This window comes from Phycisphaerales bacterium (genome assembly GCA_040217175.1).
GTDB lineage: Bacteria > Planctomycetota > Phycisphaerae > Phycisphaerales > UBA1924 > JAHCJI01.
In genome coordinates this window covers 1,100,065-1,126,055 of the sequence record JAVJNT010000001.1, presented here as the reverse complement: position 1 = coordinate 1,126,055, position 25,991 = coordinate 1,100,065, and the positions used below count along the sequence as shown (strand labels likewise).

Sequence of the window (25,991 nt, the reverse complement as noted above, 5' to 3'; positions counted from 1 at the left end):
TGCGTCAGCATCCGATGCCGGCGCAAGGGAAAGGCCCGGACATCGATCTGGGCCCCGGTACTCCGTCAGACTGTGATTGCTCGGACTCAGGCCTGCACGAGGAGCAGTTCGTTGTAGTCGGCCACCGGCCAGAGGTCCTGGGACACGACCTTCTCCATGGCGTCGACCTTGCTTCGCACCGCCTCCATCACGGGGATGAGGTGGGCGTGCGCGTGCTCGGCCAGGTCCAGGGCGTACTCGGGTTCGTCCTGATCGAGCACGGCGTCGAGCTCGTCGAGGTCGCGTCGAAGCCCGGAGACCAGGCCCGCCAGGTCCTCGAGAGCAACGCGGTTCTCGCCCGGGTCGACGTCGGCTGCCGACAGCGCCGATACCGCCCCCGCGAGCTCGCGGAGCTGCCGGACCGCTGCGGGAAGGATGGCGGTCTTGCTCAGGTTGCGGAGGGTCAACGCCTCGATGCGCACCTGCGTGGCGTACTTCTCGGCGAAGATGTTCGCCCGGCTCTGGGTCTCGAGCGGGCTGAGTACGTCGAGGCCGTTGAACAGCGTGCGATTCTTGTCGTTGGCCAGCGAGCGGAACGCCTCGGGGGACGAGGTGATGTGCGGCAAGCCACGCTTTTCGGCCTCGACGACCCACTCGTCGGAGTAGTTGTCGCCGTTGAAGATCACGCGCTTGTGCTCGGTGGAGACGCGCTGGATGATTTGGCTCAGCGTCTCTTGGACGTCGTCGGCCTTCTCGAGTTCGTCGGCGAAACCGGCAAGACTCTCGGCCACGATGGTGTTAAGCACCGTGACGGGGAAGGCGATGGCCGCCGACGAACCGACCGCCCGGAACTCGAACTTGTTCCCGGTGAAGGCGAACGGGCTGGTGCGATTTCGGTCGCCCGCGTCGCGGATGAACTCCGGGAGCGTCGTTGCGCCCAGGTCCATGGTGTCGCCCTTGCGCGAGCTGCTGGCCGTACCGCCGCTGGCGAACTGCTCGACGAGGTCGGTTAGCATGTCGCCCAGGAAGATGCTGATGATGGCCGGCGGGGCCTCGTTGGCGCCGAGGCGATGGTCGTTGCCCGCGCTCGAGATGCTGGCCCGCAACAGGTCGGCATGCAGGTCGACGGCTCGTATGACCGAGACCAGGAACGCATGGAACAGGCGGTTGGCGTGGGGCTCGCTCTGCGGGCTCAGCAGGTTGCGGCCGTCGTCGGTCGCCAGCGACCAGTTGACGTGCTTGCCGCTGCCGTTGATGCCGGCGAAGGGCTTCTCGTGCAGTGTGCACACGAAGCTGTGACGCGGGGCCACGCGGCGGAGCGTTTCCATCACGAGCATCTGGTGGTCGCACGCGACGTTGGCCGGCTCGAAGTGGGCCGCGATCTCGAACTGCCCGGGCGCAACCTCGTTGTGCCGCGTGGCGACGGGCACGCCCTTGCGATACAGGATCGATTCGACTTCGCTCATGAAGCTCAGCACGCGCTCGGGAATCGAACCGAAGTAGTGGTCATCGAGCTTCTGGCCCTTGATGGGCGTGTCGCCAAAGACGGTCCGCCCGCAGATCTTCAGGTCGGGGCGGGTACCGGCGGCAGCCGCATCGACCAGGAAGTACTCCTGCTCGGCGCCGACGGTCGAGAACACGCGAGTTGTTTCGCCGACCTCGCCCAGCGCCCGTAGCACGCGCATTGCCTGGGTGTTGATTGCGTCCATCGAGCGCAGCAGCGGCGTCTTCTTGTCGAGGGCCTCGCCCGTCCAGCTCACGAAGGCGGTCGGGATGCACAGGGTGACGGTGTCGCCGAAGCGGCTGAGGAACACCGGGCTGGTGGCGTCCCACGCGGTGTAGCCGCGGGCCTCGAAGGTCGTGCGGAGCCCGCCGCTGGGGAAGCTCGACGCGTCGGGCTCGCCCTGCACCAGCGCCTGGCCCGTGAACTCGCTGATGGCTCCGCCGTCGCCGTCGGGCTTGAGGAAGGTGTCGTGCTTTTCGGCGGTCAGGCCGGTGAGCGGCTGGAACCAGTGCGTGAAGTGCGTGGCGCCGTTGGCCATCGCCCATTCCTTAATGGCAACGGCCACGGCGTCGGCGATGGTGGCGTCGAGTGCCTCACCGTGCTGGATGGTCTGCTGCAGCTTGCGATACGCGTCCTTGGGGAGCCGGCGACGCATCATCGCGTCGGTAAAGACGTCGCGAGCGAAGTCGTCTTCGGCGTGGTCCCAGGCCGGCGCGATCGGCTGGGCGGACGGCTGCTTGTGGTGGTGGCGGTCCTGCGGCGCGGGTCGTGCCTGGGCCTTGTGGACGTTCGACGCGGGATCCTGCTCCATCGTCATACCAGTGCGCACGGCGAGTGCATCCTTCCGGTTACGGGGCCGACGCCCTCGAGGACGCCAGCTAGGGACGCTCGGGCCCGTCCGGCCTACACGCCGGACCAAGCTTCCGAGCCATATTCCAAACGTACTACGAAGGTCTATGCCCCCGGTCGGCCGGGGCCAAGGCGGACGGTCAGAAAAACCATCGAAACACCGAACAAACGGGGCCGAATCGGGCTCTCCGCCCGAACAGGCCGTGAGGGGCGATTTATGCTAGCATCGCTCCGTGCGCGTCATCACGTGGAACGTCAACTCCGTCAAGGTCCGGGCCGAGCGGCTCGCGGGCGTGCTCGAACGCCACGAGCCGGATGTGGTCTGCCTCCAGGAGCTCAAGGCCCCCGAACTGCCGGAGCCCGTCGCCGACGACCTCGAGCGGCTGGGCTATCACGCCGCCGTCTACGGCCAGAAGACGTATAACGGCGTGGCCATCCTGAGCAAGGCCGAGCCCACTGACGTGGTTCGCGGCTTCGAGGGCGACGGTGGCGACGAAGACCCCCACGCCCGGCTCATCTCTGCGATGGTCGATGGCGTGCGGATCTATTGCGGTTACTTTCCGAATGGTGGCGAGGTCGGCAGCGACAAGTTTGCGTACAAGCTCGCCTGGATGGAGCGCCTCCGTGCGTTGCTCGACGCGCGCCACGAGCCCTCCGAGCCACTCATCGTCGCCGGCGACATGAACGTCGCGCCCTACGACGGCGACGTCGCCAAGCTCGAGAAGTGGGAGGGCACCACCCACTGCGTGCCCGAGGCCCGCGAAGGCCTGAAGAACGTGGAGGGCTTCGGCCTGATCGACACGCTGCATGAGAAGCACCCCGAGGGAGGGATCTATAGCTGGTGGGACTACCGCCAACTCGCCTTCCCCAAGGGCGACGGCCTGCGCATCGACATCATCTACGCGACACAGGACCTGGCAAAGGCCTGCACCGACGCCCGCGTCGACCGCGACGAGCGCAAGGGCAAGCAGCCCAGCGACCACGCGCCGGTCATCGCCGACTTTGATTGGACGCCGTAGGTGATTTCGACGTTCCTCTTGGACATCTCCGGCACCGTCGTCCGCTCGGGCTGTTTTGAGGCGGTCTTTCATCGCGTCTATTGCGAGTTGCTCAACGCCGAGGTCTCGGCCGAGGAGATCCGGGTCAGCACGGGCCGCAAGAAGGCGCAGCTGTTCGCCGAGGTGGTCGAGCGGCACGCTCCGGCGCGGGCGGGCGACCGCGTTCTCATCGAGCGGATGACCGACGCGTTCGATGCCTTCATGCTCGAATCGGTCGCCCAGCACCCGCCGCCCGTGCTCGACGGCGTGCGCGAGGCGATGGCACTGCTTGGAGATGCGGGCGTCACCGTCGGCTTCGTTACGGGCTTTGCACGGGCCCCGGCCGAACGGGTCCTCGAGATCGCGGAGCTAAACTACGCGGTGCTGGTCGGCAGCGACGAGGTCGCGAACGGACGCCCCGCCCCGGACCTCATCCTCGAGGCTATGGAGCGTCTCGGCCAGGCCGACCCGTCGGCGGTCGCCTACGCGGGCGACACGCCGGTCGACATCAAGAGCGGGCTCGATGCAGGCTGCGGCCGCGTGTACGGCCTGACCTGCGGTGCCCATGACCGAGCCGAACTGGAAGCCGCCGCCGACGGTACCACGGCGCGCGTGGCTGACTCCCTGCTGGAGGCCGTACGCGACGCGTTCGCCTAGCCGCCGGCTGCCTTGGCCTGATATCCCTTCGCCTTGAGTCGCTCGACGACGGCGTCGCGGTGGTCGCCCTGCAGCACGAGTTCGATCGAGCTCCCCTTTTCGTCGCCCAGTCCCCCGCCCGTGCCCAGCCCCGAGCGCAGCTCCTTGAGCAGCGCCTTCGCGTCGTCCTTAGGGAGCCCCAACTCGGCCACCATCGTGCACCACTTGCCACGCCGCTTCTCACGTCGCACGCGCGGGCTGAGCGCCTTTGGGTCGACGGCGGAACACGAGCACGCACCAACCGCCTTTCCGCAACGCTCGCACGTCACGGGCCGTTCCAGTGCGGTGCCATCGAAGAGTCCGGCCATGCTGGAAGCGTACGGTCACCGGCGTGTCACGGCCGAGTGGCCACGCTGCGGCGTCCCGGTACACTCCGACCATGCGTGCCACGATGTTCACGTTGGTGCTCGGCATGGTCATGGCGTTGAGCGGCTGCAGCGCTCGGGAGGCACCCGACCTGTATGCCCTTTCGGCGCGCGACAACACGCTCTACGCCATCCACTTCGGCCGTCCGGGTGCGCCCATTGGTCGCATCGAGCCGGTTGCCTCGAATGCCGACCTCGCCATGCTCACCGACTCGGGCAAGGGAACAGGTGGCGCTCCGATGGCTTGCACCATCGACCGGCGGGCCAACGTCGTGCACACGCTTCGGCTCACCGATGGCGTCGTCGTGGACTCGGTCCGGCTCGACGTCGACGTGTGGGTCACCCGCCGGGGGCTGGCCCGCTCGCCCGACGGTCGGTTCCTCGCGCTCCTGCCGGGCATGCAACTGCGAACCATCGATCCGGCCACGGGCGCGACGGCGCTGATCGGTCCTGTGGTCGGTCGAGAAGGCAGCGTCAAGATGATCGAAGCGATCGCATTCTCTCCCGACGGCGAACTGTTCGCCCTGGGCAGCGCGGGCACGAGGTTCTCCAACGCGCTCTACCGCATCGACACGGTCACCGCCGAGGCAACGCTGATCGCCAACCTGCCCATCCCCGACGCCGACGCCCTCGCATTCGCCCGAGGCTTCCTCTACGCAGCCGACGCGAAGGGCGCGGACGCCGACCTCTGGCGCATCGACCCTGCGACGGGCGAGCTCGTCTCGCTGGGCACGACCGGGATCCCGACGCTCAACGGGCTGATGGGTCCGAAGTAGGCCAGGAGATCTACGGGCATCCCGCGTCGAACGCGTTCTGGAACGCAAGGAAGTCGAACAGCGTGAGGCTGCCGTCGCCGTCGAAGTCGGCGCGCGGATCGCCGGCGTCGAAGAGGTTCTGGAACGCGAGGAAGTCGAAGATCGTCAGTGTGCCGTCGCCGTCAAGATCTGCCCGACAGCGTGGCTGCGGCACCGCAAACGACAGGTCGTCGATGAAGCAACGACCCGCGATCGTCCGGTCGCACACGAACGAGATGGACTCGAGCGCGTCGAGGTCGAGGTCGGGATTCGCGGCGGTGAATTCGGCGAGCGCGTACCGGTACGTCTCGAAGATCGACTTGCGGTCCACCGTCACGGCGGGCGCGACGGACGAACGCAGCGCGCCCTGGACGGCGTCCGACAGCCGGCGCTGGGCCGAGTCGCCGTCGGTGTCCGTCAGGCGGATCGTCAGGTCCTTCGTCGCCCCCGGCGGGTTGAGCGGGTCGTTATGGACCTGCAGGATGCGGAAGGTCAGGTCCGACCAGCCGCGGGCGTCGAAGCCCGGCCCGCCGTCCTCGGTCAGCATGTGCGCGAACGACGCGCCAACGCCGATCCAGGCGAACTCGAGCCCCCACGTCGGGTGGTACAGCCCCTTGGCCGGGTCGAGCATGAACGCCTCGTCGAAGGTCTCGAAGCCGTCGGCGATGACCTCGAAGCCCAGCGTGCTCGACGTCGGGTCGTGGACGCCCGGGGCCGACGTCAGCTCGTTCTCGGCGTACACCACCGAGTCGTCGCCGGGCGTAAGCCCATACGTCCAGATGCCCCAGCCCGGGTTGCGCAGCATCAGCGTGCCCTCGAACAGGCTGCTGGTCGAACGCAGCATCGACCAGTTGGTGGTCTGGTCGAAGCCCGAGTCGGCGCACACGAACGTTGCCTGGGCCGACGCCGAGTCGATGCGGAAGTCCGAGAGGATGGCCTTCCCGCCGCCGCAGATGAACGCGGCCAGCTCGTCGTCGAACGGCAGCGTCGCCGACCGCGAGCCGCCCTGGCGCGCCATGACGACCAGATCCCACTGGCTCGTACGCAACCAGTCCTCCAGTTCGGCGTCGCTGCCCGTCCTGATCAGCACGTTGAACAGCCCGGCCGCCTCTTCGCGGTCGATCGCGATGTCGTACGCGTCGGGCGCCAGGCTGAGGTCCTTATAGAACAGCACGTTGTACGGCCCGCCCGCCGGCGGCAAGAGGTCCTGGATCTGATTCCGAACGAGCTGCACGCCGGCCTCGACGTCGACGAACGTGTCGCCCAGGAATCCGTTGACGTACGTCTGCCCCGGCACGCCTGAGATGCCCACGCCGTGCTCGAAGGACATGCCGTTGGTGTCCTCGAACGTGTCGATGGCAAAGTCGGAGCGCTCCTGGAACTGGTATCGCACCTCGGGCCCGTCGACCACAAGCGGCAGCTCGTTGCGCAGGTAGGGCAGCGCGTCCTGGTTGCCGTAGAACAGGTACTCGTGGAAGGCCGCGAGCGCCGCGCCCGACGCCCGCCACGCGTCTTCGCGAGAGATCGTCGCGGGCGCGACCGATCCGCCCTCGCAGAACGACCAGTGGCTGGCCCCGATGACGTACACGTGATGCCTGGGCTTCTGCGCGGGCTCGAAGATCGCAATGCCCTGCCCCGTGCCCGTGCAGCCGCACTCGTCCTTTGATCCATAGATGAGCTGCAAGGGCGGCATGCCATCGAACGTGTCAAGGTACCTCGAGATCGGCACGTGCGGGCAGGGCGCCAGCAGCGACACCGCGTCGATCTCGTAGTCGCCCGAGGGATTCATGGGTCGATGGTCGAGCACGGCATTGAACGCCGCGCCGTGCGAGTGCCCGCTCAAGCCGATGCGGTCCTCGTCGGCCCGCTGGTAGAGCCAGTGGTCCGGGTTGGTGTTCCACTCCTGGAACACCTGGTCCATTGTCACGCTGAAGAGCTCGCGGTGGCACGAGACCGAACAGGGCACGTGGTCATGGCGCATGGACACCACGATCATCCCCCGGCTGGCCAGGCGGCTGAACTGGTAGTCGTAGAAGGTGTAGTCCGACCCGCCGGCGTGCTGGAAGAAGATGGCCGGGTACGGCGCCCCGTCGGTCGCCACCGGCGTGCCCTCGCCCTGGGCCGTCGCGGGGTACCACACCTGGAGCTGCTGCGGAAACGGCACGCCTAGCACCGACTTCGTCTCGGCGTGCAGCCGCACGCCCCAGTGGTGGGGGCCAAACTCGAGCCAGGGCTCCTGGGCAAGGGCCGGCCGGGCGAGGCCGATCGAGCCCAGCACCAGCAGGAAGCCAGCCACCAGCAAGCCAGCGGCACAATGCGTGCGAGTTGCGTCCACGGTGGAATACCCCCCAGTCGCCGGGTGTGGGCCGACATCGCCCAAGATACCAGAAATCGTCGCTCGATGCAACTCCGACGGGGCCGGCCTCGCGGCAGCTGTCGAGATTTGTTTGCATCGAAGGCGGGATTCGGTCAAAATGTGTATGTGGACTCACTACTTCCCGCTGTCTCAGGTGCTCTGCTGATCAGCGCTGCCCTCGCCCAGTGCCCGATCGATCGCCTCGTGCCCCCTCCGGAGCCCGTGGGCACCGCGTTCGGCTCTCGGGTGGCGATGAACGAGACCCACCTGCTAATCTCTGACCCAGGCGCAGCGACGCTGTGCGGCGATCCGTTCGTCTGCGCCACGGGCGCGGTGCACGCGTACGAGCGGCGCGATGGCCGGTGGCATCGGTTCCAGATGCTGGTGCCTCCGGATGCAACCGCAGAAAATACCTTTGCCGTGCTCGGTCTCGACGGGGATCGCCTCCTGGTCGGTGACACGGGCGCCGGCCTTGCCGAGCCTGACGCCGGCGGGGTATTCGTGTACGACTTCGACGGCAACGAGTGGGTGGAAACCGGGCGGATCGCGCCGCCCGAGCCGGGATTCGGATTTGCTTTTGGCGGCGTCGTCGCGACCGAGGGCGATCTTGCGATGGTGTTCGACCTTCGCGAGGTCGTCTCCGTGTTCCAGGAGGCCAGCGACGGCTGGGCTTACCGGCAGCGGCTCACACGCCCCGACGGTGCGGGCACGCGCACGCGATTCGGGCTCGCCATGGCGATCGAGGACGACTGGGCGTTCATCGGTGCAAGAGAAGACGACGCCATTGCGCGTTTCGGTGGTGCCGTGTACGTCTATCGCCGCGAGATCGATGGCACGCTCACGTACCACCAGAAGCTCATCCCCTTTGACGCGGCGGACGGCACCGGGTTCGGAACGGCCCTCGCTGCCGATGGCGGTCGGTTGGCGGTCGGAGGCTACGCGGCCGATCGCGAGACCAACGCCCAGGGCGCGGTGTACGTCTACGAACTCGAGGGCGACCAGTGGGTGTTTCGTGGCGACATGACGCACCGCGACCCGACGGGCGTCGATCGCCTGGGCGAGACGTTAGATCTGCACGGCGACCTGATCGTGGCCGGTGCCCCGGGTCAGCGCACGCTTCGCGCGATCGGGGTCGCCTACGCGTTCGCCAGGGACAGCGACGGCGTGTGGTCGCAGCGTGCCCGCCTGCTGCCCGAGACTCCGTCGGCTCCCTTCGGCGCTGCCGTTGCGACGAATGGTCGATCGGCTGTCGTCGGCGCTCGGGACGAGTTCGTGGAGGGCGTGAAGGTCGGGGCAGCCCACGTCTTCGACCTCGCCTGCGAGATCTGCCGCCCCGACCTCGACGCCGACGGCTCGCTCACGGTCTTCGACTTCCTGACCTACCTCAACCTCTTCCAGGACGGCGACGCGCTCGCCGACTTCGACGGCGACGGCGAGCTGACCATCTTCGACTTCCTGGCGTTCCAGGACGCGTTTGCGGCGGGGTGTTGAGGAGAAGCGACGAAGGCACGAAGCGACGCAGCGACGAAGGGGGCCCGAGATCGGTCCCCTTCCTTGTTCCCTCAGTCGCTCCGTCGCTCCGTCGCTTCTCAGCCTCCCCCTAGCATCCCCCGATGCACCGATGCCTGCTCAACCCTGCCCTCGAGCGTGTCCGCGTCAACGGCTTCGCCTTCCCGCTGGGGGTCTATCCGGTCGAGCCCATCGCGCCCACCAGCGGGTACACCGTCGACTTCGAGCCCGCCGACGGCGACGAGGAGTGGGAGGAGTGGCCCGACCGCTACGTCTACGAGGTGCTGGTGTCGGCCGAACGCCTCCGGCCCCTGAGCTCGGCCCTGTTGAGCCTGCTGCCAGGGCGGATCTATCCCATCCTCGACGTCCTGGGCAACGACGCCTTCCGCGAGATCGATCCCTACATCGCCTACGAGCTGGTGGGGGTCGAGAGCCTCTACGACGGATTGCGGTGGTACGAGCCGTTCCTCTTTGAGGACGGCCTGTGCGGCTTCGGGGCCATGAGCGAGGAGCCGTTCATGTACCTGTTCCTTGACGAGCACAAGGTCTTGACCGTCCGCGTCGAGACCTCCGAGAAGGAACGGGTCGATCGGCTGCTCGCGGCCTTCGAGCTGCCGAATCTTGGTGGCTCTTCGACCAACGGCGCCGCGCCGGGCGCCGGCCCCGCCGCCAGCACCCGGGCCCGCAAGGCCGATGGCCGGCCGCAGGTCGAGGTCATGGCCGCCGACGCGGTGAGCCACGAGCATCGCAGCGTGCTGCTGACCCCCGACGACCGCCCCGAGTTGCCCGGGCCCGAAGAAGTCGCCGAGGCGCTGGTCGACCTCTGGGGCATGACGCTCAACATCGACGTCGAGCGAAACCTCGACGACGACGGCCGAGACCTGGGCGTCACGGGCTGGCGGTGCCTGGTCAGGGTCGATCCACCCGTGCCGGACGAGTCCGAGACTTCGGATGAGGCCTCGGCAGCCCCCAAGTCGGGCGAACAAAACCCCACGGAGCCGCAGGCTCGCGAATCCGCGGCGGACCGAATCCGGTACGCCGAGGTCCTGCTGGCCGCCGGCTGCTGGCGCGAAGCCGAAGACCTCGCCGTCCAGGCCGCCGAGCAACTGCCGGACGGTCCGAAGGGCGCCTCGGCCGCTGACGGCTTCGGTCCGCGTGTGATCTCGGCCGATCGGCTCTGGCGACGCGAGTTGGTCGCGATCTTGTCGGCCCCGAGTGGCCGTCCCGGCAACCAACCATCCCCGCCCGAAGCGCACATGGCCCGATCGAGCGAGCCCGCGCCGCTGGTCACGCCCCCGCCCGAATCCCGATCATCGAGCACGCCCACGCCGCCGAGCGGGACGGGCGAGGGTGCAGGGGACGGCGACGCGTTCGACGTTCCCGACCCTGCCGAGCCGCCGCAGATCGCCAAGCTGCTCGAAGAAGCGCTCGCCAATGACGCGCCGGGACGGATCCTCGCGAGCCGTTGGCTCGAATAGCCGGCCACCCTTTTCTGGTTCGGGCGTGCCCGGTCGCGCGACGCCACAGAATGGGGAGTTGCTCTGGCGGGGGGTGGTGTTTATCCTCCACCCGCTCAAGTCTGGGCCAGTTTCTGGCCCGAGCGTGCATCCCGGGGCGTGTGCTTCGGGTACCAATCGAACACCCCAGCCTCGGGCACACCCGGGGCCGCACACGGGAGCCGCTCACGGGACACCACCCGCACACGCGAACACCTCCCAACAGTCCGCCCGAGGGCCTCCGCACGAGGCCGACGAACTGGGCTCGACGCCCCGCCCGCCCCGGGCCGGGCGGCCGACACGTGCCAATGATGGCCCTCCGGTAACGAGCCACGGACCCACGCGTACACGTCCGACACCGATACGACCCACAGCGGCCCACGCCCTATTCCCGCCCGCCGATCCCACCCCGCACACTTTGGAGCTTGGCATGAGCACCAGCAGGACCCCCCGTCGCCTCCTCGCACTGGCCTTGGCCACCTCGTTGCACGCCTCGGCCTTCGCGGCCCTGGCAGACGACACGAGCGTTGCCACCCTGGCCGAGGCGCGTGCCCAGGCCGATCAGTTGATGGCCCAGGGCCAGTTCGTGCGGGCGCAGGCCACGCTCATGACCGCGCTCAGCGATGCGACCGGCTCCAACGACGAGCGGGCCGAGACGCTGGTGGCGCTCCGGAACGTCCGCGAGAAGATCTCGGGTGCCGACCGCCTGGAGATCGCGCTGCAGCAGGCCGACCTGGCGATCGCCGAGGGCAACCTGGCCTTCGCCGCGACGCGCGTCGCGTCGGTGCTCGAGGCCACCGACGAGGGCTCGGTGCTCTGGACGCGTGCTGCGGACGCGAAGGGCCAGATCGATCGCCGCCAGGAAACGCTGCGTCCGCTCGTCGCCGACGCGCTGAACCAGGCCGCCGATGACCTCGACGCCGGCCGCTACGCCCAGGCCAAGTCACAGCTTGCTGTCGTCCGCCGTGCGGGGCTGGACCTCGACCGCAAGCAGGGCGAGAAGCTCAGCCGGATGGAACTGCGCGTGGCCGACGCCGAGCGCAAGGCGGGGACGACCTTTGACGCCAGCGCCACCGCCGCGGCGGGCGTGCAGGCGGGCGTGGTTCGCGGCCGTCAGGATGGACAGGCCGGCGGCCAGCAGGGCGACCCGCAGCAGCTGTTCCGCGAGGCCATCCAGCAAGAGGCCCGGGCCAACCTGAGCCAGGCCAACGCGGCATTCGAGGCGGGGCAGCTGGCCGAAGCCCGCCGCCTCTACGTGATCGTCCGCGCCAACCAGGACCTGCTGACCCCCGAAGAGCGTGACCTGGTTGCCACCCGCATCGACGAGATCGACGTGCGGCTCTCGGGTCGCCCCAGCAGCCAGGAGGGCATCGGCACGACCCGCGACCTGGTCCGTCAGAACGCGCTGGCCGAGTTCCGCGTTGGTGTGAACGAGGCCGAGCGTCAGCTCGCCCAGGGTAATCTGGGAGCCGCCCGCGCGCAGCTTTCGCGCACGCGCATCGACTTCCAGCGCAACCGCGACGTGTTCGGCCAGCCCGAGTTCGAGGCTCGCATCGACGAGCTCGACGACCTGCAGGCTCGCATCGAGTCTGCCGCGATCCGGATCCAAGAGGAGCAGCAAGAGGCCCTCGATCGCGGCGCCCAGGCAGAAGCCGCAGACCGGGCCGACCGCCAGCGTAACGAGCGTCAGCGCACGATCAACCTGCTGCTGGACCAGGCTCGCGAGTACCAGATGAACATGCGGTACCGCGAGGCCCTCGACACCATCGAGCAGCTCCTGCTCATCGATCCGATCAACCCGTCGGGTCTCCTGCTCAAGAACGCCTACGAGAACATCCTGATCTACGTCGACTACAACGAGATCAAGAAGCGCCGCGACGGAAACTTCGCACGCTTCCGCATCGAGGCCGAGCGCGCCCTCATCCCCCCGCTGGACGTGGTGAACTACCCCGAGAACTGGCCGGCCATCAGCCAGAGCCGCGAGGCGCAGGCCGAGTTCGTCGATTCGGCCGAGAACCGGCGCGTGCTCGCGCAGCTCGAGTCGAGCCGCGTGCAGATGAACCTGCAGGACAACCCGCTCGAGAGCGCGTTGGCCTTCATCGCGAGGCAGGCCGAGGTCGACATCGACGCCGACTGGGAGACGCTCGAGCGCATCGGCATCGATCGCCAGACGCCCGTCACGCTCCGCCTTGCCAGCACGGTTGACGCGACGACCGCGCTCGATCGCCTGCTCGCCAAGGCCAGCACCGACGACTTCAACGCGGCGGATTGGGCCATCATCGACGGCCTGCTGACCGTGTCCTCGGCCGAAGCGCTGCTCGACAAGACCGCCGTTGGCATCTACGACATCAACGACCTGCTCCACGAGGTGCCCGACTACCCCGACGTGCCCACCATCGACCTTCAGCAGGCGCTGCAGGCGAGCCAGGGTGGCGGCGGCCAGAGCCCCTTCCAGGATCAGGGCGACAACGAGATCGACGAGACGCCACTCGAGGACCGCATCAACGAGATCATCGAGATCGTCGAGAACAACATCGAGGAGGACCGCGGATTCCTCGAAGGTCGCTGGACCATCACGCCCTACCGCGGCCTGCTGATCATCCGCGCCACGTCGAAGGCCCACCGCCAGATCGGCGGCCTGCTCGACAAGCTCCGCGCCCAGCAGGCGCTGCAGCTCAACGTCGAGACCCGCTTCCTGCTGGTCAACCAGGACTACTTCGAGCAGATCGGCTTCGATCTCGACATCTACTTCAACGCCAAGGCCGACCAGTTCCAGACCGCGTCCGCCAACGATCCGAGCCTCCTGCCCAGCGACTTCTTCGACTTTGCCGGTCCGAGCGGCCGACGCCGGACGGTGGTCGGCGGCGGCAACGCCGCGCAGCAGGTCACCCAGCCGGTGGCGGCGCCGACCAACACCAGCCTTATCGGTGCGGGCCAGAACTCGCTCGGCCTGGCCGGCGCACTGGCCCCGACCGAGGGCCTGGCAAGCACGATCCTGGGCGCCGCTCCGGCCCTGGGCGTGGCGGGCCAGTTCCTCGATGACGTGCAGGTCGACTTCCTCGTCCGCGCCACGCAGGCCGACCGCCGCTCGACCCAGCTCACGGCACCGCGCCTGACGCTGACGAACGGACAGCTTGCCAACATCTACGTCGCGACGCAGGTGGCGTACGTGGGCGACCTCGAGCCGGTGGTCAGCGACAGCGCCGTCGGCTTCGACCCGACCGTCGAGGTCGCTACCGAGGGCGTCACGCTGCTCGTCCGCGGCACCATCTCCAGCGACCGTCGCTACGTGACGATGAACGTCGACGCGGGCCTGGCCCAGATCGACGGATTCGCGTCCGAGCAGGTCACCGCCGTCGCGGGCGGCACGCTGGTGAGTTCGGCCGATACCCAGTCGTTCATCCAGCTCCCGACCGTGACGGTCACCCGCGTCCGCACGACGGTGACCGTGCCCGACGAGGGCACGCTGCTGCTCGGCGGCCAGCGCCTGGTGAGCGAGTTCGAGGTCGAGACGGGCGTGCCGCTGCTGAGCAAGCTGCCCGTGATCAACCGGTTCTTCACCAACCGCATCCAGAGCAAGGAAGAGCAGACCCTGCTGATCCTGATGAAGCCCACCGTGCTGATCCAGAGCGAGCAGGAGGCCCGCAACTTCCCGGCCATGGGCGGCGGCCTGAACCCGTTCTAAGCCGATCTGCCGAGATCCCCGCTCCGTCGGGGCCCAGAAAGCACCAGATAACGCCCGCGCCGGGACAGCCCGGGGCGGGCGTTGTTGCTACGCTTGCGCCACGGGGGATCGAAGGCCCGATCCGCCCAGCCCACTCGGAGAGCCCAGCATGCCAGCCGAAGAGACACGTTTGCGCATCACCGACAAGGACGGGGTGACGCGGGTCGAGTTCCTCGACCGCAACATCCTCGACGAGGCAAGCATCCAGCGCATCGGCGATGAGATCACCGAAGTCATCGACGCTTCGAGCAATCCCAAGCTGCTCATCAGCTTCAACAACGTCGACCACATGTCCTCGGCCGCGCTGGGCACGCTGATCACCATCCACCACAAGATTCGCAATCGTTCGGGCCAGCTCCGCCTTGCCGATATCGATCCGCAGATCCAGGAAGTCTTCAGCATCACCAAGCTCGACCGCATCTTTACGATCCACGAGGACACCGAGAGCGCGTTGCAGAGCTTCGACTGACCGATCGACTTTCCAGGGCGGACCGGATGGCACACCGTGATGAGCAGGCCAGCGTGAGCGACTCGGCCCGGGTCACCAACGACCGGGAGCGCATCGATCGCCTCTGGCTGTCCATCGAACTGGCCATGCAGGAGAACGGCTATCCAAAGTCGGCCACTTTCGCCGTCCGCCTCGCGCTCGAGGAAGCGATGACCAACGCCTTCCGTCACGGCCTCAGAGACCTGCCCGACGACACGCCCATTACCGTCGACTACGGCGTCGACACCAAGTGCGTCCGGATCGCCGTCGAGGATCCCGGGCCGGGCTTCGACCCCGCCGACGTACCCGACCCGACCGCCGAGGAGAACCTCACTCGACCGGGAGGCCGAGGGCTGCTGCTGATTCGCTCCTACATGTCTCATGCTAACTTCAAAAACCACGGCCGCCGGCTCGAGATGGTCTACGAGCGGCCCGCTGAGACCGAGAACTAGCTGCCGCGGACCCTCTACCGGTCCGTCGGGAATCCCCGCAGCCCACGGTCGATCCTTGCGGCTGGGAAGCATGAGCACTAAACTAGAATTGTTCTAAATGGAGGGCCGATCCAGGTCCCCTTGACGATCCGGGAGTGGGTGCCTCAGGCCCCGAAGCCGATCGGTCGACTCGAGACGCGGCAGCCGCCGCACCACGGAGAACCCATGGCCGTTGACCTTCCCATCTATCTCGACAACGCCGCCACGACCCGCACCGACCCCCGCGTGGTCGAGGCGATGCTGCCCTACTTCACCCAGGCCTTCGGCAACCCCGGAAGCCGCAATCACAGCTTTGGGTGGGAGTCCGAGGCCGGCGTCGATACCGCCCGTCAACAGGTGGCCGATCTGATCGGAGCCGACCGCAAGGAAATCATCTTCACCAGCGGGGCCACCGAGAGCAACAACCTGGCCATCAAGGGCGCCGCCAGCATGTACGCCAAGGCGCCCGCCGGGAGCGAGAAGCGCGGCCACATCATCACGGCCATGCACGAGCACAAGGCCGTGCTCGATCCGTGCAAGCGGCTGCAGAAGGAAGGCTTCGACGTCACCTACCTGCAGCCGGGTCGAGATGGCCTGATCACTGCCAAGATGGTCGAGGAAGCGATGCGTGACGACACGATCCTCGTAACCATCATGTGGGCGAACAACGAACTCGGCACGATCAACGAGATCCCCGAGATCGGCAAGCTCTGCCACGATCGCGGTGCCGTCTTCCATACCGACGCGACGCAGTGGGTTGGCAAGATGCCCACCGACGTCAACACCGACAACATCGACCTGCTCAGCCTGAGCGCCCACAAGATGTACGGGCCCAAAGGCGTGGGCGCGCTCTACGTCCGCCGCCGCAAGCCGCGCGTGCGATTGACGGCGTTCCAGGAGGGCGGCGGCCAGGAGCGAGGCTTCCGCTCGGGTACGCTGAACGTGCCGGGCATCGTGGGCTTGGGCAAGGCCTGCGAGTTGTGCGCCGCCGAGATGGACGACGAGCGCGAGCGGCTCCTTGCCCTGCGCAAGAAGGTCGAAGAGGGCATCACCAGCAAGCTCGACACCGTGCAGGTCAACGGCCACGCCGACAAGCGGCTGCCCCACCTGACCAACATCTCCTTCGGCTTCGTCGAGGGCGAGAGCCTGATGATGGCCACCAAGGAGATCGCCATGAGCAGCGGGTCTGCGTGTACGAGCGCCAGCCTCGAGCCCAGCTACGTGCTCAAGGCCCTTGGCGTTGGCGACGACCTGGCCCATAGCTCGCTGCGAATCAGCATGGGGCGATTCACGACCGAGGCCGAGGTCGACTACGCGGTCGACAAGATCGTGGCGGCCGTCGAGAAGCTCCGCGAGCTCAGCCCGCTCTACGACATGCACAACGAGGGCATCGACATCACCAAGATCGAGTGGCAGGCTCACTAAACGGTTATGGACGCGGCCAAGCCGCGATTGGAGGGCCAGCAATGGCATACGGCGACAAGGTCATCGATCACTACGAGAACCCGCGGAACGTGGGCAGCTTCGGCACGCAGAAGGAGATCAAGGAGCGCAAGGACGTGGGCGTCGGCCTCGTCGGCGCGCCCGAGTGCGGCGACGTGATGCAACTGCAGATCAAGGTCGACGAGACGGGCAAGATCGAGGACGCCAAGTTCAAGTGCTTCGGCTGCGGCTCGGCCATCGCCAGCAGCAGCCTGGCAACCGAGTGGCTCAAGGGCAAGACCGTCGACGAGGGGCTCGAGATCAAGAACACCCAGATCGTTGAGGAACTCAGCCTGCCGCCGGTCAAGATCCACTGCTCCGTGCTGGCCGAGGACGCCATCCGGGCCGCCATCGACGATTACAAGACCAAGAACGGCCAGGCGGCCGAGGCGGCCCACGCCCACTGACGGCCCGGGCGGGCCCGATCGGGCGGGAAACCGGGACATCCCCGCTCATTGGCTGAACAGATCGGGCCCAGGAGCCGTTATACTCCTCGGAGAAGCCACGAATCGCCGAACGCATCGCAGGAGCACCCATGACCGCCACTTCCGCCAACCCCAGCCAGGCCGACACCAACGCCGTCCAGATCACCGAGAAGGCCGCCGCCGAGATCCAACGGATCGTCGAGGAGCAGGAACTGGACGCCGCCAAGGTGCACCTGCGCGTCGGCGTGAAGGGCGGGGGCTGCTCGGGCTTCAACTACATCCTCGACCTGACCGAAGCCGTCCGCGACACCGACGAGGTCATGGAGCAGCATGGCATCCGCGTGGTGTGCGACCCCAAGAGCCTGCTCTACCTGCACGGCACGATCGTCGACTTCAAGGACGAGATCATGAGCCGGGGCTTCGTCTTCCAGAACCCCAACGCGACGGCCACCTGCGGCTGCGGCTCGAGCTTCTCGGCCTGAGGCACCATCGGCGGATCGGGCGTGGTGGGAACTCCCAATCACGCCGATAGCCGCAACGCTCAACGTGGTTCCCCCGTACCCGCTCTGGCGGGTACTGTTGTTCTTGGCCGAAACACCGGCCGACAGACTGGTTGCGAGGCGGCCCCAACCTGGACGCGGGGGTCGATGCCGCTCGGGGCTCTCGGGCGGCTTCAGGACCGACTGGGGAAGGACTCTCGATGGGCTCACAGAGCGCGACGCCGCTTGAAACCACGCAGGGCTACGCGACGCCGACGGTGACGCAGTTCAGCGTGTTCCTCGACAACCGGGTGGGCAGGCTGCATGAGCTGGTCAACGCGTTCGACCGGTCGGCTGCCAAGATCTGTGCCCTCAGCGTGCACGAGGCGTCCGACTACGCCGTCGTCCGCATCATCGCCAACCGGGCCGCCATCGCCTCACGCATCCTCAAGGAACAAAGGCTGCCCTACGGCGAAAAGGAAGTGCTCGTGGTCGAGCTCAGCGAGGGCCACAGTCTCGAGAGCCTGTGCCTGTCGCTGCTGGGCGCCGAGCTCAACATCCACTTTGCCTACCCGCTCATGAGCCTGCCCAATGGCACGGCCACGATCGCCCTGTCGGTCGACGACATGACGCTGGCGGGGCAGATACTCCGGCGCAAGTGCTTTCGGTTGTTCGGCGAGGCCGACCTGCCGGCGGCGTGACGATCACGCACCGCCGTCATCTTCCTCCTGAGCGTACATCATTTTGGCCTGGTACGAGCGGTCGGCGTTGCGCCATTGCCTGATGACGTCGGTCTTGGTGTAGCGCGTGCCGCACTCAGGGCAGTTGCCCGAGGCCGGGAGCGTGCTGATGTCGTACAAGCACTCGGTACACACGAGTCCACCAAGGCTGCGAACCCGCCGGACGTCTCGCACTTGCAGGAGCACCAGCGCGAGCAGCGCCGAGAACCAGAGCATCACGCCGCCGAACCCGCCGATGACGATGGGCCACGTGGAGTTCCACGTTCGTCCAATGATCAGGCCCGCAAACAAGAGCAAAACGCCGACGACGTAGCACAAGGCGTACCACCTGGCCCGGCGCTTGAGCGCCCTCGGGATGCCTTGCTTCGCAGCACCAGACACCGTCGACCGTACGCGCACGAAGAGCCCGGGCTTGCGCCCGGGCCTGGTTGAGTACTCGTTGTTCGATCAGGCCGTGGCGACTTCCAGGTCGTGGGCCTCGGCGACGGGGCGGTTCAGCAGGCGGCCGTCGTCGCAGTTGATGGCCATCGCAAAGCCGGCGTCGCGGGCGGCGATCTCGTGCGGACCGACCTTCGCCAGGCGGCGGGCCCAGGGGATGGTCGCGTTGTTGAGCGCGTGCGTGCTGGTGCGGGCGACCGCGCCGGGCATGTTGCCCACGCAGTAGTGCACGACGCCGTCGATGATGTAGGTGGGCTGGCCGTGGGTCGTCACGCGGCTGGTCTCGACGCAGCCGCCCTGGTCGATCGAGACGTCGACGATGACCGCGCCCTCGGGCATGATCTTGAGGTCTTCGCGGGTGACGAGGTTCGGCGCCTTCGCGCCCGGCAGCAGCACGGCGCCGATGACCAGGTCGGCCCAGCGCAGGTACTTGCGGATGGCGTGCGGATCGCTGTAGATGGTCGTGACGTTGTCGTCCATCACGTCCTCGAGGTAGCGCATGCGGTCGAGGTCGATGTCCATGATGATGACGTCGGCGCCCATGCCGCTGGCGATCTTGGCCGCGTTGGTGCCCACGACGCCGCCGCCGAGCACGAGGACCTTGCCGGGCTCAACACCCGGCACGCCGCCCAGCAGCACGCCGCGGCCCTGCTGGGGGCGCTCGAGGTACTTGGCACCCTCCTGGGTCGCCATGCGGCCGGCGATCTCGCTCATGGGCGTCAGCAGCGGGAGGGTGGGCTTGCCGTTGAGGCCAGGCGCCTCGAGCGTCTCGTAGGCGACGGCGCAGATCTTCTGGTCGAGGCAGGCCAGCGTCAGGTCGCGATCGGCGGCGAAGTGGAAGTAGGTGAACACCACCTGCCCCTCGCGCATGTGGGGCCACTCGATGGGCTGGGGCTCCTTGACCTTCACGATCATGTCGGCCTTGGCCCAGACTTCTTCGGCCGTCTTGGCGATGGTGGCGCCCACGTTCTCGTAGGCCGAATCCTCGAAGCCGATGCCCAGACCCGAGCCGGCCTGGATGACGACGTCGTGGCCGTCGCGGATGAGCAGGTCGACGCCAACCGGCATCAGGCCCACGCGGTATTCGTCTGGTTTGACCTCGGTCGGGACGCCAACGATCATGCTCGAAAACTCCTCTACGCAACCCTGGGTCGCGCGGCCACGCGCCCGAACTCCGTGGCCCTGGCAGGTGCTGTCCGCGACGCTTGGGGAACGCACGTTGGGCCGGTGTGCGGGCCGACGGACACGGCCCTCCGGGCCGGTCGGCGCGCATCGAGGATGATATGCCCGACGGGCCCGCACGGCTGGGCCTGGGATGGCCGGCCTGATCATCGGAGCACGGGCTGCCGTCGCGGGGGGTTTCGGCTAGTATCCGCCCCGGGGCATGCTGCGGCCGCGTTTCCGTGTAGCGCCGTCGCCGGCCCGGGCATATACGCCCCCTCGACGCCCCGGGCCGGGGCGCCGACTGTTCGACGATCTCGGAGGCAGCCCCGCATGTGCTTCAATCTCGCTTCCAGGCTCACGGCTCGCATGCCCCTCGTTCGGCGAGGGGCCGTGCTGGCGGCCGTGCTGGCTCTCGCGGTGCCGGTCGCGGCCCGGGCGCAGGGCGTCGACTTCATCGAGCGGATCAACCAGGCAAATCGCGCCATCCCGCAAGACCAGCGAGCCGACGCCGTGCTGTTCCCCGCCATGATCGGCATGCAGGAGCCGCCGGCGGTCGTCTCGGTCATCGAAGAAGGGCGCCCCATCGACGCGATGCTGCTGGGCCCGGGCCTGCGAGGCTGGTCCGACGCATCGCAGTGGTCCGCCGCCGAGCCCCAGCAGCGTGTGCTCTCCGCGCTCGACGAGATCACGCAAGAGGCGATGTTCCCCGACTCGATGGTCATCGCGCAGCCCTACGGCATCGACGGCGTCTCGGTCGACCTCGTGCGCGCCGGGCTGTATAGCGAATTGGGCGATCCGCCGACGCTGACGTCCGCCGACCTTCGGTTCCTCCCCAAGCTCACGAACGTGGTGATCCTGGCGCACGTCGAAGCGAGCCGGCGGCTGGACGAAGGTAATCCGGCGGGCGCACTCGACGTGCTCGTCGACGTCTTGCACCTTGGCCGCATGATGGCCAACCGCGAGTTCTACGAAGAGGTGGCGTGGGGCTACCGCACGATGATCGACGCGGCCATCCGCGTGCGCGACATCGCGTACATCGACTACACGTCGGACCAGCAGGTACTGACGTATGACGAGCTCACCGAGGTCATCAACCGCATCGATCCGGGTCGCCGCGGCTTCCTGATGATCGACCGGCTGCGCCTGCCCGAGGGCGACCGCATCGGCGCCGAGCAAGTGCTCTCGCGCATCTTCGACGAGCGTGGCCGCCCAACAGACCGCTTCGCTCCGACCATGAGCGCCCTGAGCACGAGCGACCGCCCCCTCCGTCGGTTCAGCGAGGCGGGCCTGTGGACGCAGCTCCAGACCATCCACGGCGACGGCTTTGCGACGCGTCAGAGCGTGAACGACGTGTTCAACGATTGGTCGCAGCTCTGGACGCAGAACGACTTTGCGCCGGGCCACAAGCTCGTCCGCGAATATGACCGCCTGAACCCCATCACCGAGGGCGTCGTGCTTGCGGTCGTGCCCGAGATAACCGGCCTGTTCAACGAGCGACGCATCCTGCGTACCGAGGTCGCGGGAACGCGTTCGGCGCTGGCGGTCATGGCATACAAGACCCGCCTACGCACGCTGCCGGTGAACATCACCAGTCTTCGGCCGCAGATCTTGCCCGAGCGAGAGGTCGACCCGTTCGGCCCGATCCGTGATAACCGGAACCGACCGCTGGTCAGCGAGTTCCAATACATGGTGCCGACGCGAGACAAGGCGGTCGATCCGGCCGTGGGTCCCGAGCCGCTCGCCATCGACATCATCATGCTGAACCAGCGCAACTTCACCATCGGAGTTGGGCTCGATGATGACGAGTTCGTGGTCTGGTCCACCGGTCCCGACCTCGACGACGACACCGCCCGCCGGGTACGCGAGAACACGCGGTCGCTCTACGACGGTGACTACCTCATCTGGCCGCCGGTCATCTCGCTCTATCGCGAGTTCCTGCAGGCCGAGGGCGAGCTGCGTTGATCGATCGGTAGGCGGCACGTCGACGGGCTCGGGAACATCCCGGGCCCGCTTGCGATTGATCTCTCTCCATCAACCTACGAATCAGCGAGGCCATCCATGAGCGAGAACGGGCAGGACGCGAACATCGAGAAGCTGGTCATCATCGGCTCGGGCCCCGCCGGCTGGACGGCGGCCCTCTATGCCTCCAGGGCCCAGCTTGACCCGCTCTGCATCATCGGCGTGCCGAAGCAGGACCCCGGCCCCGTATTGCCCGGCGGCCAGCTCATGCTGACCACCGACGTCGAGAATTACCCCGGCTTCCCCGAGGGCATCGCCGGCCCGGAGATGATGACGCTCTTCCAGAAGCAGGCCGAGCGCTTCGGCGCGCGGGTCATGAACGATGACGTGAAGACGGTCGAGTTCAACAAGGATCACACCGAGCCGCACACGCTGACGACGGCTCGCGGCGAGGTCATTCGCGCCCACGCGGTCGTCATCGCCACCGGCGCAACGGCCAACTGGCTTGGCTTGGAAAGCGAACTGCGCCTCGCCCAGACCGGTGGTGGCGTGTCGGCCTGCGCGGTGTGCGACGGCGCACTGCCCATGTTCCGAGACAATCCCGTGGCCGTCATCGGCGGCGGCGATACGGCCATGGAAGAAGGCCACCACCTCAGCAAGTTTGCGTCGAAGGTCTACATCGTGCACCGCCGCGACGAGCTGCGCGCCAGCAAGGTCATGCAGGAGCGAACGCTGGGAAAGCCAAACGTCGAGATGGTGTGGAACAGCGTCGTGGTCGACGTGCTCTCCAAGAAGGACGAGGCGACCGGTGGAGACGTCATCCGCGCCGTCGTGCTCGAAGACACCGTGACCAACGAACGGCGTGAGCTCGAGGTCAGCGGCATGTTCGTGGCCATCGGCCATACGCCGGCGACGAAGTTCTTGCGTGAGAGTGGACTGGAGTTCGATTCGGCCGGCTACATCGACCTCAAGAAGCGGAGCAGCGTCACCAACATCCCCGGCGTGTTCGCCGCCGGAGACGTCGCCGACGCCAAGTACCGCCAGGCCATCACCGCCGCCGGCATGGGCTGCCAAGCGGCGCTCGACGCCGAGCACTGGCTGGGCGAGCACGCGCTGGCGTAATCCGTCCTACTCGTCCTTGACCTCGTACGGCTGCGTCCCGTCGCCGCGATCGATGGTGTGGCTCTTGGGGACGGGCACGTCTCGTGGCACGCCGTCCCGGCCGGCGCGGGCACGGTCGCCGGCGTCGATGGCCGCAAGACGGTCCTCGAGTTGAGCCTCGGCGGCGACGGCGCGTTCGCGTTCGATGACCGCTCGGCGGCCCGAGACCACGCGCTTGTGCTTGTTGTTCTGCACGGCCCAGTTGGCGGCGCGTGCCAGCGCGAACAAGCTCATGGCCAGCATGATCACGCCCGCGAGGTATGCGATCCAGAACAGGACGTAGAAGATGCCGATGAACCCGACGACGCTCGCGAGCAGCACGCCCACGCCGTAGAACGCAACGAGCCACGATGCGGCCTGGCACCGGCCCTCGGCCTCGGCGTCGCCCATCCAGTTGGCCAATGAGGCCAGCATGATGCCGAGCGGCACGAACCCCGCGGCCGCGACCGTCCTCGCCAGGCCCGCCGAAAACATCAGTACGTTGATGACGTCCTGATTGGTCATAAACCAGGCGGCCGACTGCAGGCCGATGGAGACGAGCCACATCGCCTGACATGCGACTGCCGCGATGCGCAGGCGGTGGTCATCGAACGCGTCCTTGGTCCCCGGCGCGAAGCGATCGGGCTTCGGCTTCGTGGCCAGCCAGACCGCGGCGATCCAGCCGCCGGCCACGACCAGCCGCAAGCCGAACGTCACCGGATGGGGAAGGATGGCCGCGATTGCACCAGCAAACCAGGTACCGATGAGGGCGAAGGCGGCCAGCCACAGCCAGAGCCCGAGCGTTCGTACGTACTCGATCGGGGCCCGGGAAATGCCGGTGCCGCGCTTCTTGTCGTAGCTCACACGCGAATTGGCCGTGCCGCACTCGGGACAGATCGTGCCCTGCGGCAGTCCCGAGAGGTCGTACTTGCACTTGACGCAGCGGTACCCCTCCTCGAAGGAGCCCGAGGGCGTCAGGCCGTGGCCAAGTTCCCGGGGGTCGATGGGGCTCATGCACGATGGTATGAACCGCGTGCCTTTCGGTTGCGGTTACACCGTCTGGTGGTCGGGCTGGTCGGTGGAGTCCGACCCAGCGCCATCGCCGTCTCCGTCCTTCTTTTCGAGCGCAGAGCGAGTCTCTTCCAGTAGGCGTTCGACCTGGAAGGGCTTGAACAGCACGCACTGCAGCCCCTCCTGAGAGGCTCGCACGATGCTGTGGCTCGGGTCGTAGCCGAAGCCGGTCATCAGGATCACCGGCACGTCGGGTAGCGAGCGCCGGGCGGCGGAGAAGACCTCGTACCCGTTGCGATCGGGCATCTTGATATCGCTGATGACCAGGTCGAACGTCCGTCCAGCGGCCGCGGCCTCGCGAACCTTCTCGATGGCGGCGGCGCCATTGTCGCACACGTCGACCGTCGCACCTCGGTTCCGCAGCACGTCGGCGATGACGCGGCGGACGGCGGGCTCGTCGTCGGCGACCAGCACGCGACGGCCCTCGATCAGTGGTTCGTGCCCGGCGGCGGCCATGGCACGCTCCACGCCAAGCAGCGCCCGCGGGCCCTCGGCCACGCGACGCATCCGGTCGCGGATCGAATCAACGTCGCCCGCGATCCGACCCAGGCGGGCGGCAAGCTCGGGATCGGCTTCGGCCTTCTCACGCATCTGGTCGACGATGTCGGCGATGTCGTCCAGCGGCTCGCGCAGCTCGCCCTGCATGCGGCCAGACACCGTCGCGTTGGTCTCGCAGCGCTCGACGACCAGAAGGTCCAGCACGCGCAGGGCCATGGCCAGGTGGCGGGCGAAGTGCTCGGCGAAGCGGCGGTCTTCCTCGTCGAAGGCGCCCGGCTTGATCGCCTCGACGTCGAGGACGCCGATGACGCGGTCGTGCAGGCGGAGCGGCACGACCATGGCGCTGCTGGCGCCCTGCAGGCACGGGAGGAACCGCGAATCGTGGGCGGCGTCGTTGGAGACCTCGCTCACACCCGTCGATGCGACGAAGCCGGCGATGCCATTGCCCTGACGCGAGGGATAGAGGTCGAGCTCGGCTGCCTGGGGGCTCAGGCCCTCGGAGATGACCAACTCCAGCTTGCCGGTCTTCTCGTTGATCAGGCGGATTGCGAAGTGGTCGAAGTGCAGCAGCTTGTGGGCCGTCTCGATGATCCGATTTTCCAGCACGCTCAGGCGTTCCATCGCGTTCTTGGAGCGGACGAATTCGGGATCGATCGACACGAGGTCTCGCCCGGCCTGCTCGATGGCGGTCATCTTGCGGTCGAGCCGGCGGGACTCGGACACGTCGCGGATGACGGCGACCATGCGGGTGTCGGCCACGCCCGCGCCCTCGCCCTGGGCCAGAGAGATCACGACCTCGTACCAGCTGTCGGACTCGTCGTCGCCGATCTCGACGTTGCGGGTCGTGCACCGGCCGCGGAGGTCGCGACGCTCGATCAGCCACTTGAAGCTGTCCTTGGCGGCGTTGCGGACGCGGTCGCCCACTTCGGGGTCGAGCGTGCGGAAGAAGGCGTTGGCCCAGACGATCGAGCCGTCGGGCCCCATCAGACAAACGCCCTCGTTGACGGCGTCGAGGAGGGCGTAGGCACGATCCATCTCGCTGAATTCGGGGAGCATCTGGCCCTGATGGATCACCACCACGCGGCCGCCGCCCTTGCGGAGCTCGGCCGATTTCTGGCGGGCTTCGTCGGCGGCGCAATACTCCACGCGAGCGATCTGCTCGTCCTGCGGCTCGAGCGCGGAAGCGGGAGCCTCCGAACTGCCGACAATCAGGATGGTGTACGCCGGATCACCCATTGCCACCCTGCCCAAACACGCCCCGGAGGCGAACTGTAGCGGGCCGCGTGGCGAGGAATGCCCATGCTGCTCGCGACAGCCCTTCCCTGACCA

At 67.5% G+C, this 25,991-nt stretch carries 21 protein-coding genes; 14 read left to right on the top strand and 7 right to left on the bottom strand.

Annotated elements, in window-relative coordinates; all coding sequences use genetic code 11:
• Positions 1-86: 86 nt before the first annotated feature.
• Entirely contained in the window at positions 87-2,312 is a 2,226-nt protein-coding gene (locus tag RIA68_04860; GenBank protein ID MEQ8316766.1) for a glutamine synthetase III, read from the bottom strand.
• Positions 2,313-2,565: 253 nt separating this feature from the next.
• Between RIA68_04860 and xth the strand changes: the two genes are divergently transcribed.
• Together xth and RIA68_04850 are read left to right on the top strand one after the other, a co-directional pair.
• Positions 2,566-3,351, top strand: coding sequence for an exodeoxyribonuclease III (gene xth, locus RIA68_04855; protein ID MEQ8316765.1), 786 nt, complete (start codon positions 2,566-2,568; stop codon positions 3,349-3,351).
• Entirely contained in the window at positions 3,352-4,026 is a 675-nt protein-coding gene (locus RIA68_04850) for an HAD hydrolase-like protein (protein ID MEQ8316764.1), read from the top strand.
• Here RIA68_04850 and RIA68_04845 read toward each other — a convergent pair.
• On the bottom strand, positions 4,023-4,373 hold the full coding sequence (locus tag RIA68_04845; protein MEQ8316763.1) for a hypothetical protein: 351 nt from the start codon (positions 4,371-4,373) through the stop codon (positions 4,023-4,025). The two genes, RIA68_04850 and RIA68_04845, sit on opposite strands and share 4 nt — an antisense overlap.
• A gap of 71 nt (positions 4,374-4,444) precedes the next feature.
• Here RIA68_04845 and RIA68_04840 point away from each other — a divergent pair, with 71 nt between their 5' ends.
• A complete protein-coding gene (locus RIA68_04840; protein ID MEQ8316762.1) occupies positions 4,445-5,206 on the top strand; it encodes a hypothetical protein in 762 nt (253 codons plus the stop codon).
• A 10-nt stretch (positions 5,207-5,216) separates the two neighbouring features.
• Here the strand turns inward: RIA68_04840 and RIA68_04835 are convergent, their stop codons facing one another.
• Positions 5,217-7,559 (bottom strand): GC-type dockerin domain-anchored protein, encoded by a 2,343-nt coding sequence (locus tag RIA68_04835; GenBank protein ID MEQ8316761.1) that lies wholly within the window; start codon positions 7,557-7,559, stop codon positions 5,217-5,219.
• A 243-nt stretch (positions 7,560-7,802) separates the two neighbouring features.
• Here RIA68_04835 and RIA68_04830 point away from each other — a divergent pair, with 243 nt between their 5' ends.
• From RIA68_04830 to RIA68_04790, 9 genes are all read left to right on the top strand, one after another.
• Positions 7,803-9,071, top strand: a complete 1,269-nt coding sequence (locus tag RIA68_04830; GenBank protein MEQ8316760.1) for a GC-type dockerin domain-anchored protein — start codon at positions 7,803-7,805, stop codon at positions 9,069-9,071.
• A 122-nt stretch (positions 9,072-9,193) separates the two neighbouring features.
• Complete coding sequence (locus RIA68_04825) at positions 9,194-10,567, top strand: hypothetical protein (GenBank protein MEQ8316759.1); 1,374 nt, start codon at positions 9,194-9,196, stop codon at positions 10,565-10,567.
• Positions 10,568-11,015: 448 nt separating this feature from the next.
• A complete protein-coding gene (locus RIA68_04820) occupies positions 11,016-14,270 on the top strand; it encodes a hypothetical protein (protein ID MEQ8316758.1) in 3,255 nt (1,084 codons plus the stop codon).
• Positions 14,271-14,418: 148 nt separating this feature from the next.
• Complete coding sequence (locus RIA68_04815) at positions 14,419-14,778, top strand: STAS domain-containing protein (protein ID MEQ8316757.1); 360 nt, start codon at positions 14,419-14,421, stop codon at positions 14,776-14,778.
• 26 nt (positions 14,779-14,804) lie between these two features.
• Positions 14,805-15,248 (top strand): ATP-binding protein, encoded by a 444-nt coding sequence (locus RIA68_04810; GenBank protein MEQ8316756.1) that lies wholly within the window; start codon positions 14,805-14,807, stop codon positions 15,246-15,248.
• Positions 15,249-15,452: 204 nt separating this feature from the next.
• Positions 15,453-16,691 carry an IscS subfamily cysteine desulfurase gene (locus RIA68_04805; GenBank protein MEQ8316755.1) on the top strand — a complete coding sequence of 413 codons (1,239 nt, stop codon included), beginning with the start codon at positions 15,453-15,455 and terminating at the stop codon, positions 16,689-16,691.
• 41 nt (positions 16,692-16,732) lie between these two features.
• The gene (gene iscU / locus RIA68_04800) at positions 16,733-17,155 is read left to right on the top strand and encodes a Fe-S cluster assembly scaffold IscU (protein MEQ8316754.1); all 423 of its coding nucleotides are present in this window, start codon (positions 16,733-16,735) and stop codon (positions 17,153-17,155) included.
• 128 nt (positions 17,156-17,283) lie between these two features.
• Entirely contained in the window at positions 17,284-17,655 is a 372-nt protein-coding gene (gene erpA / locus RIA68_04795; GenBank protein MEQ8316753.1) for an iron-sulfur cluster insertion protein ErpA, read from the top strand.
• Between the two features lie 218 nt (positions 17,656-17,873).
• Positions 17,874-18,353: a hypothetical protein gene (locus RIA68_04790; protein ID MEQ8316752.1), complete on the top strand. Its 480-nt coding sequence runs from the start codon at positions 17,874-17,876 to the stop codon at positions 18,351-18,353.
• 3 nt (positions 18,354-18,356) lie between these two features.
• Here the strand turns inward: RIA68_04790 and RIA68_04785 are convergent, their stop codons facing one another.
• Positions 18,357-18,773, bottom strand: a complete 417-nt coding sequence (locus tag RIA68_04785; protein ID MEQ8316751.1) for a hypothetical protein — start codon at positions 18,771-18,773, stop codon at positions 18,357-18,359.
• Between the two features lie 66 nt (positions 18,774-18,839).
• Positions 18,840-19,952 carry an alanine dehydrogenase gene (gene ald / locus RIA68_04780; protein ID MEQ8316750.1) on the bottom strand — a complete coding sequence of 371 codons (1,113 nt, stop codon included), beginning with the start codon at positions 19,950-19,952 and terminating at the stop codon, positions 18,840-18,842.
• Between the two features lie 408 nt (positions 19,953-20,360).
• Between ald and RIA68_04775 the strand changes: the two genes are divergently transcribed.
• Complete coding sequence (locus RIA68_04775) at positions 20,361-21,956, top strand: hypothetical protein (GenBank protein ID MEQ8316749.1); 1,596 nt, start codon at positions 20,361-20,363, stop codon at positions 21,954-21,956.
• A gap of 96 nt (positions 21,957-22,052) precedes the next feature.
• Positions 22,053-23,075, top strand: a complete 1,023-nt coding sequence (locus RIA68_04770) for an FAD-dependent oxidoreductase (protein ID MEQ8316748.1) — start codon at positions 22,053-22,055, stop codon at positions 23,073-23,075.
• A 6-nt stretch (positions 23,076-23,081) separates the two neighbouring features.
• Here the strand turns inward: RIA68_04770 and RIA68_04765 are convergent, their stop codons facing one another.
• Both RIA68_04765 and RIA68_04760 read right to left on the bottom strand, forming a co-directional pair.
• On the bottom strand, positions 23,082-24,107 hold the full coding sequence (locus RIA68_04765; GenBank protein MEQ8316747.1) for a hypothetical protein: 1,026 nt from the start codon (positions 24,105-24,107) through the stop codon (positions 23,082-23,084).
• 36 nt (positions 24,108-24,143) lie between these two features.
• Positions 24,144-25,898 (bottom strand): response regulator, encoded by a 1,755-nt coding sequence (locus RIA68_04760; GenBank protein ID MEQ8316746.1) that lies wholly within the window; start codon positions 25,896-25,898, stop codon positions 24,144-24,146.
• Positions 25,899-25,991: the final 93 nt, after the last annotated feature.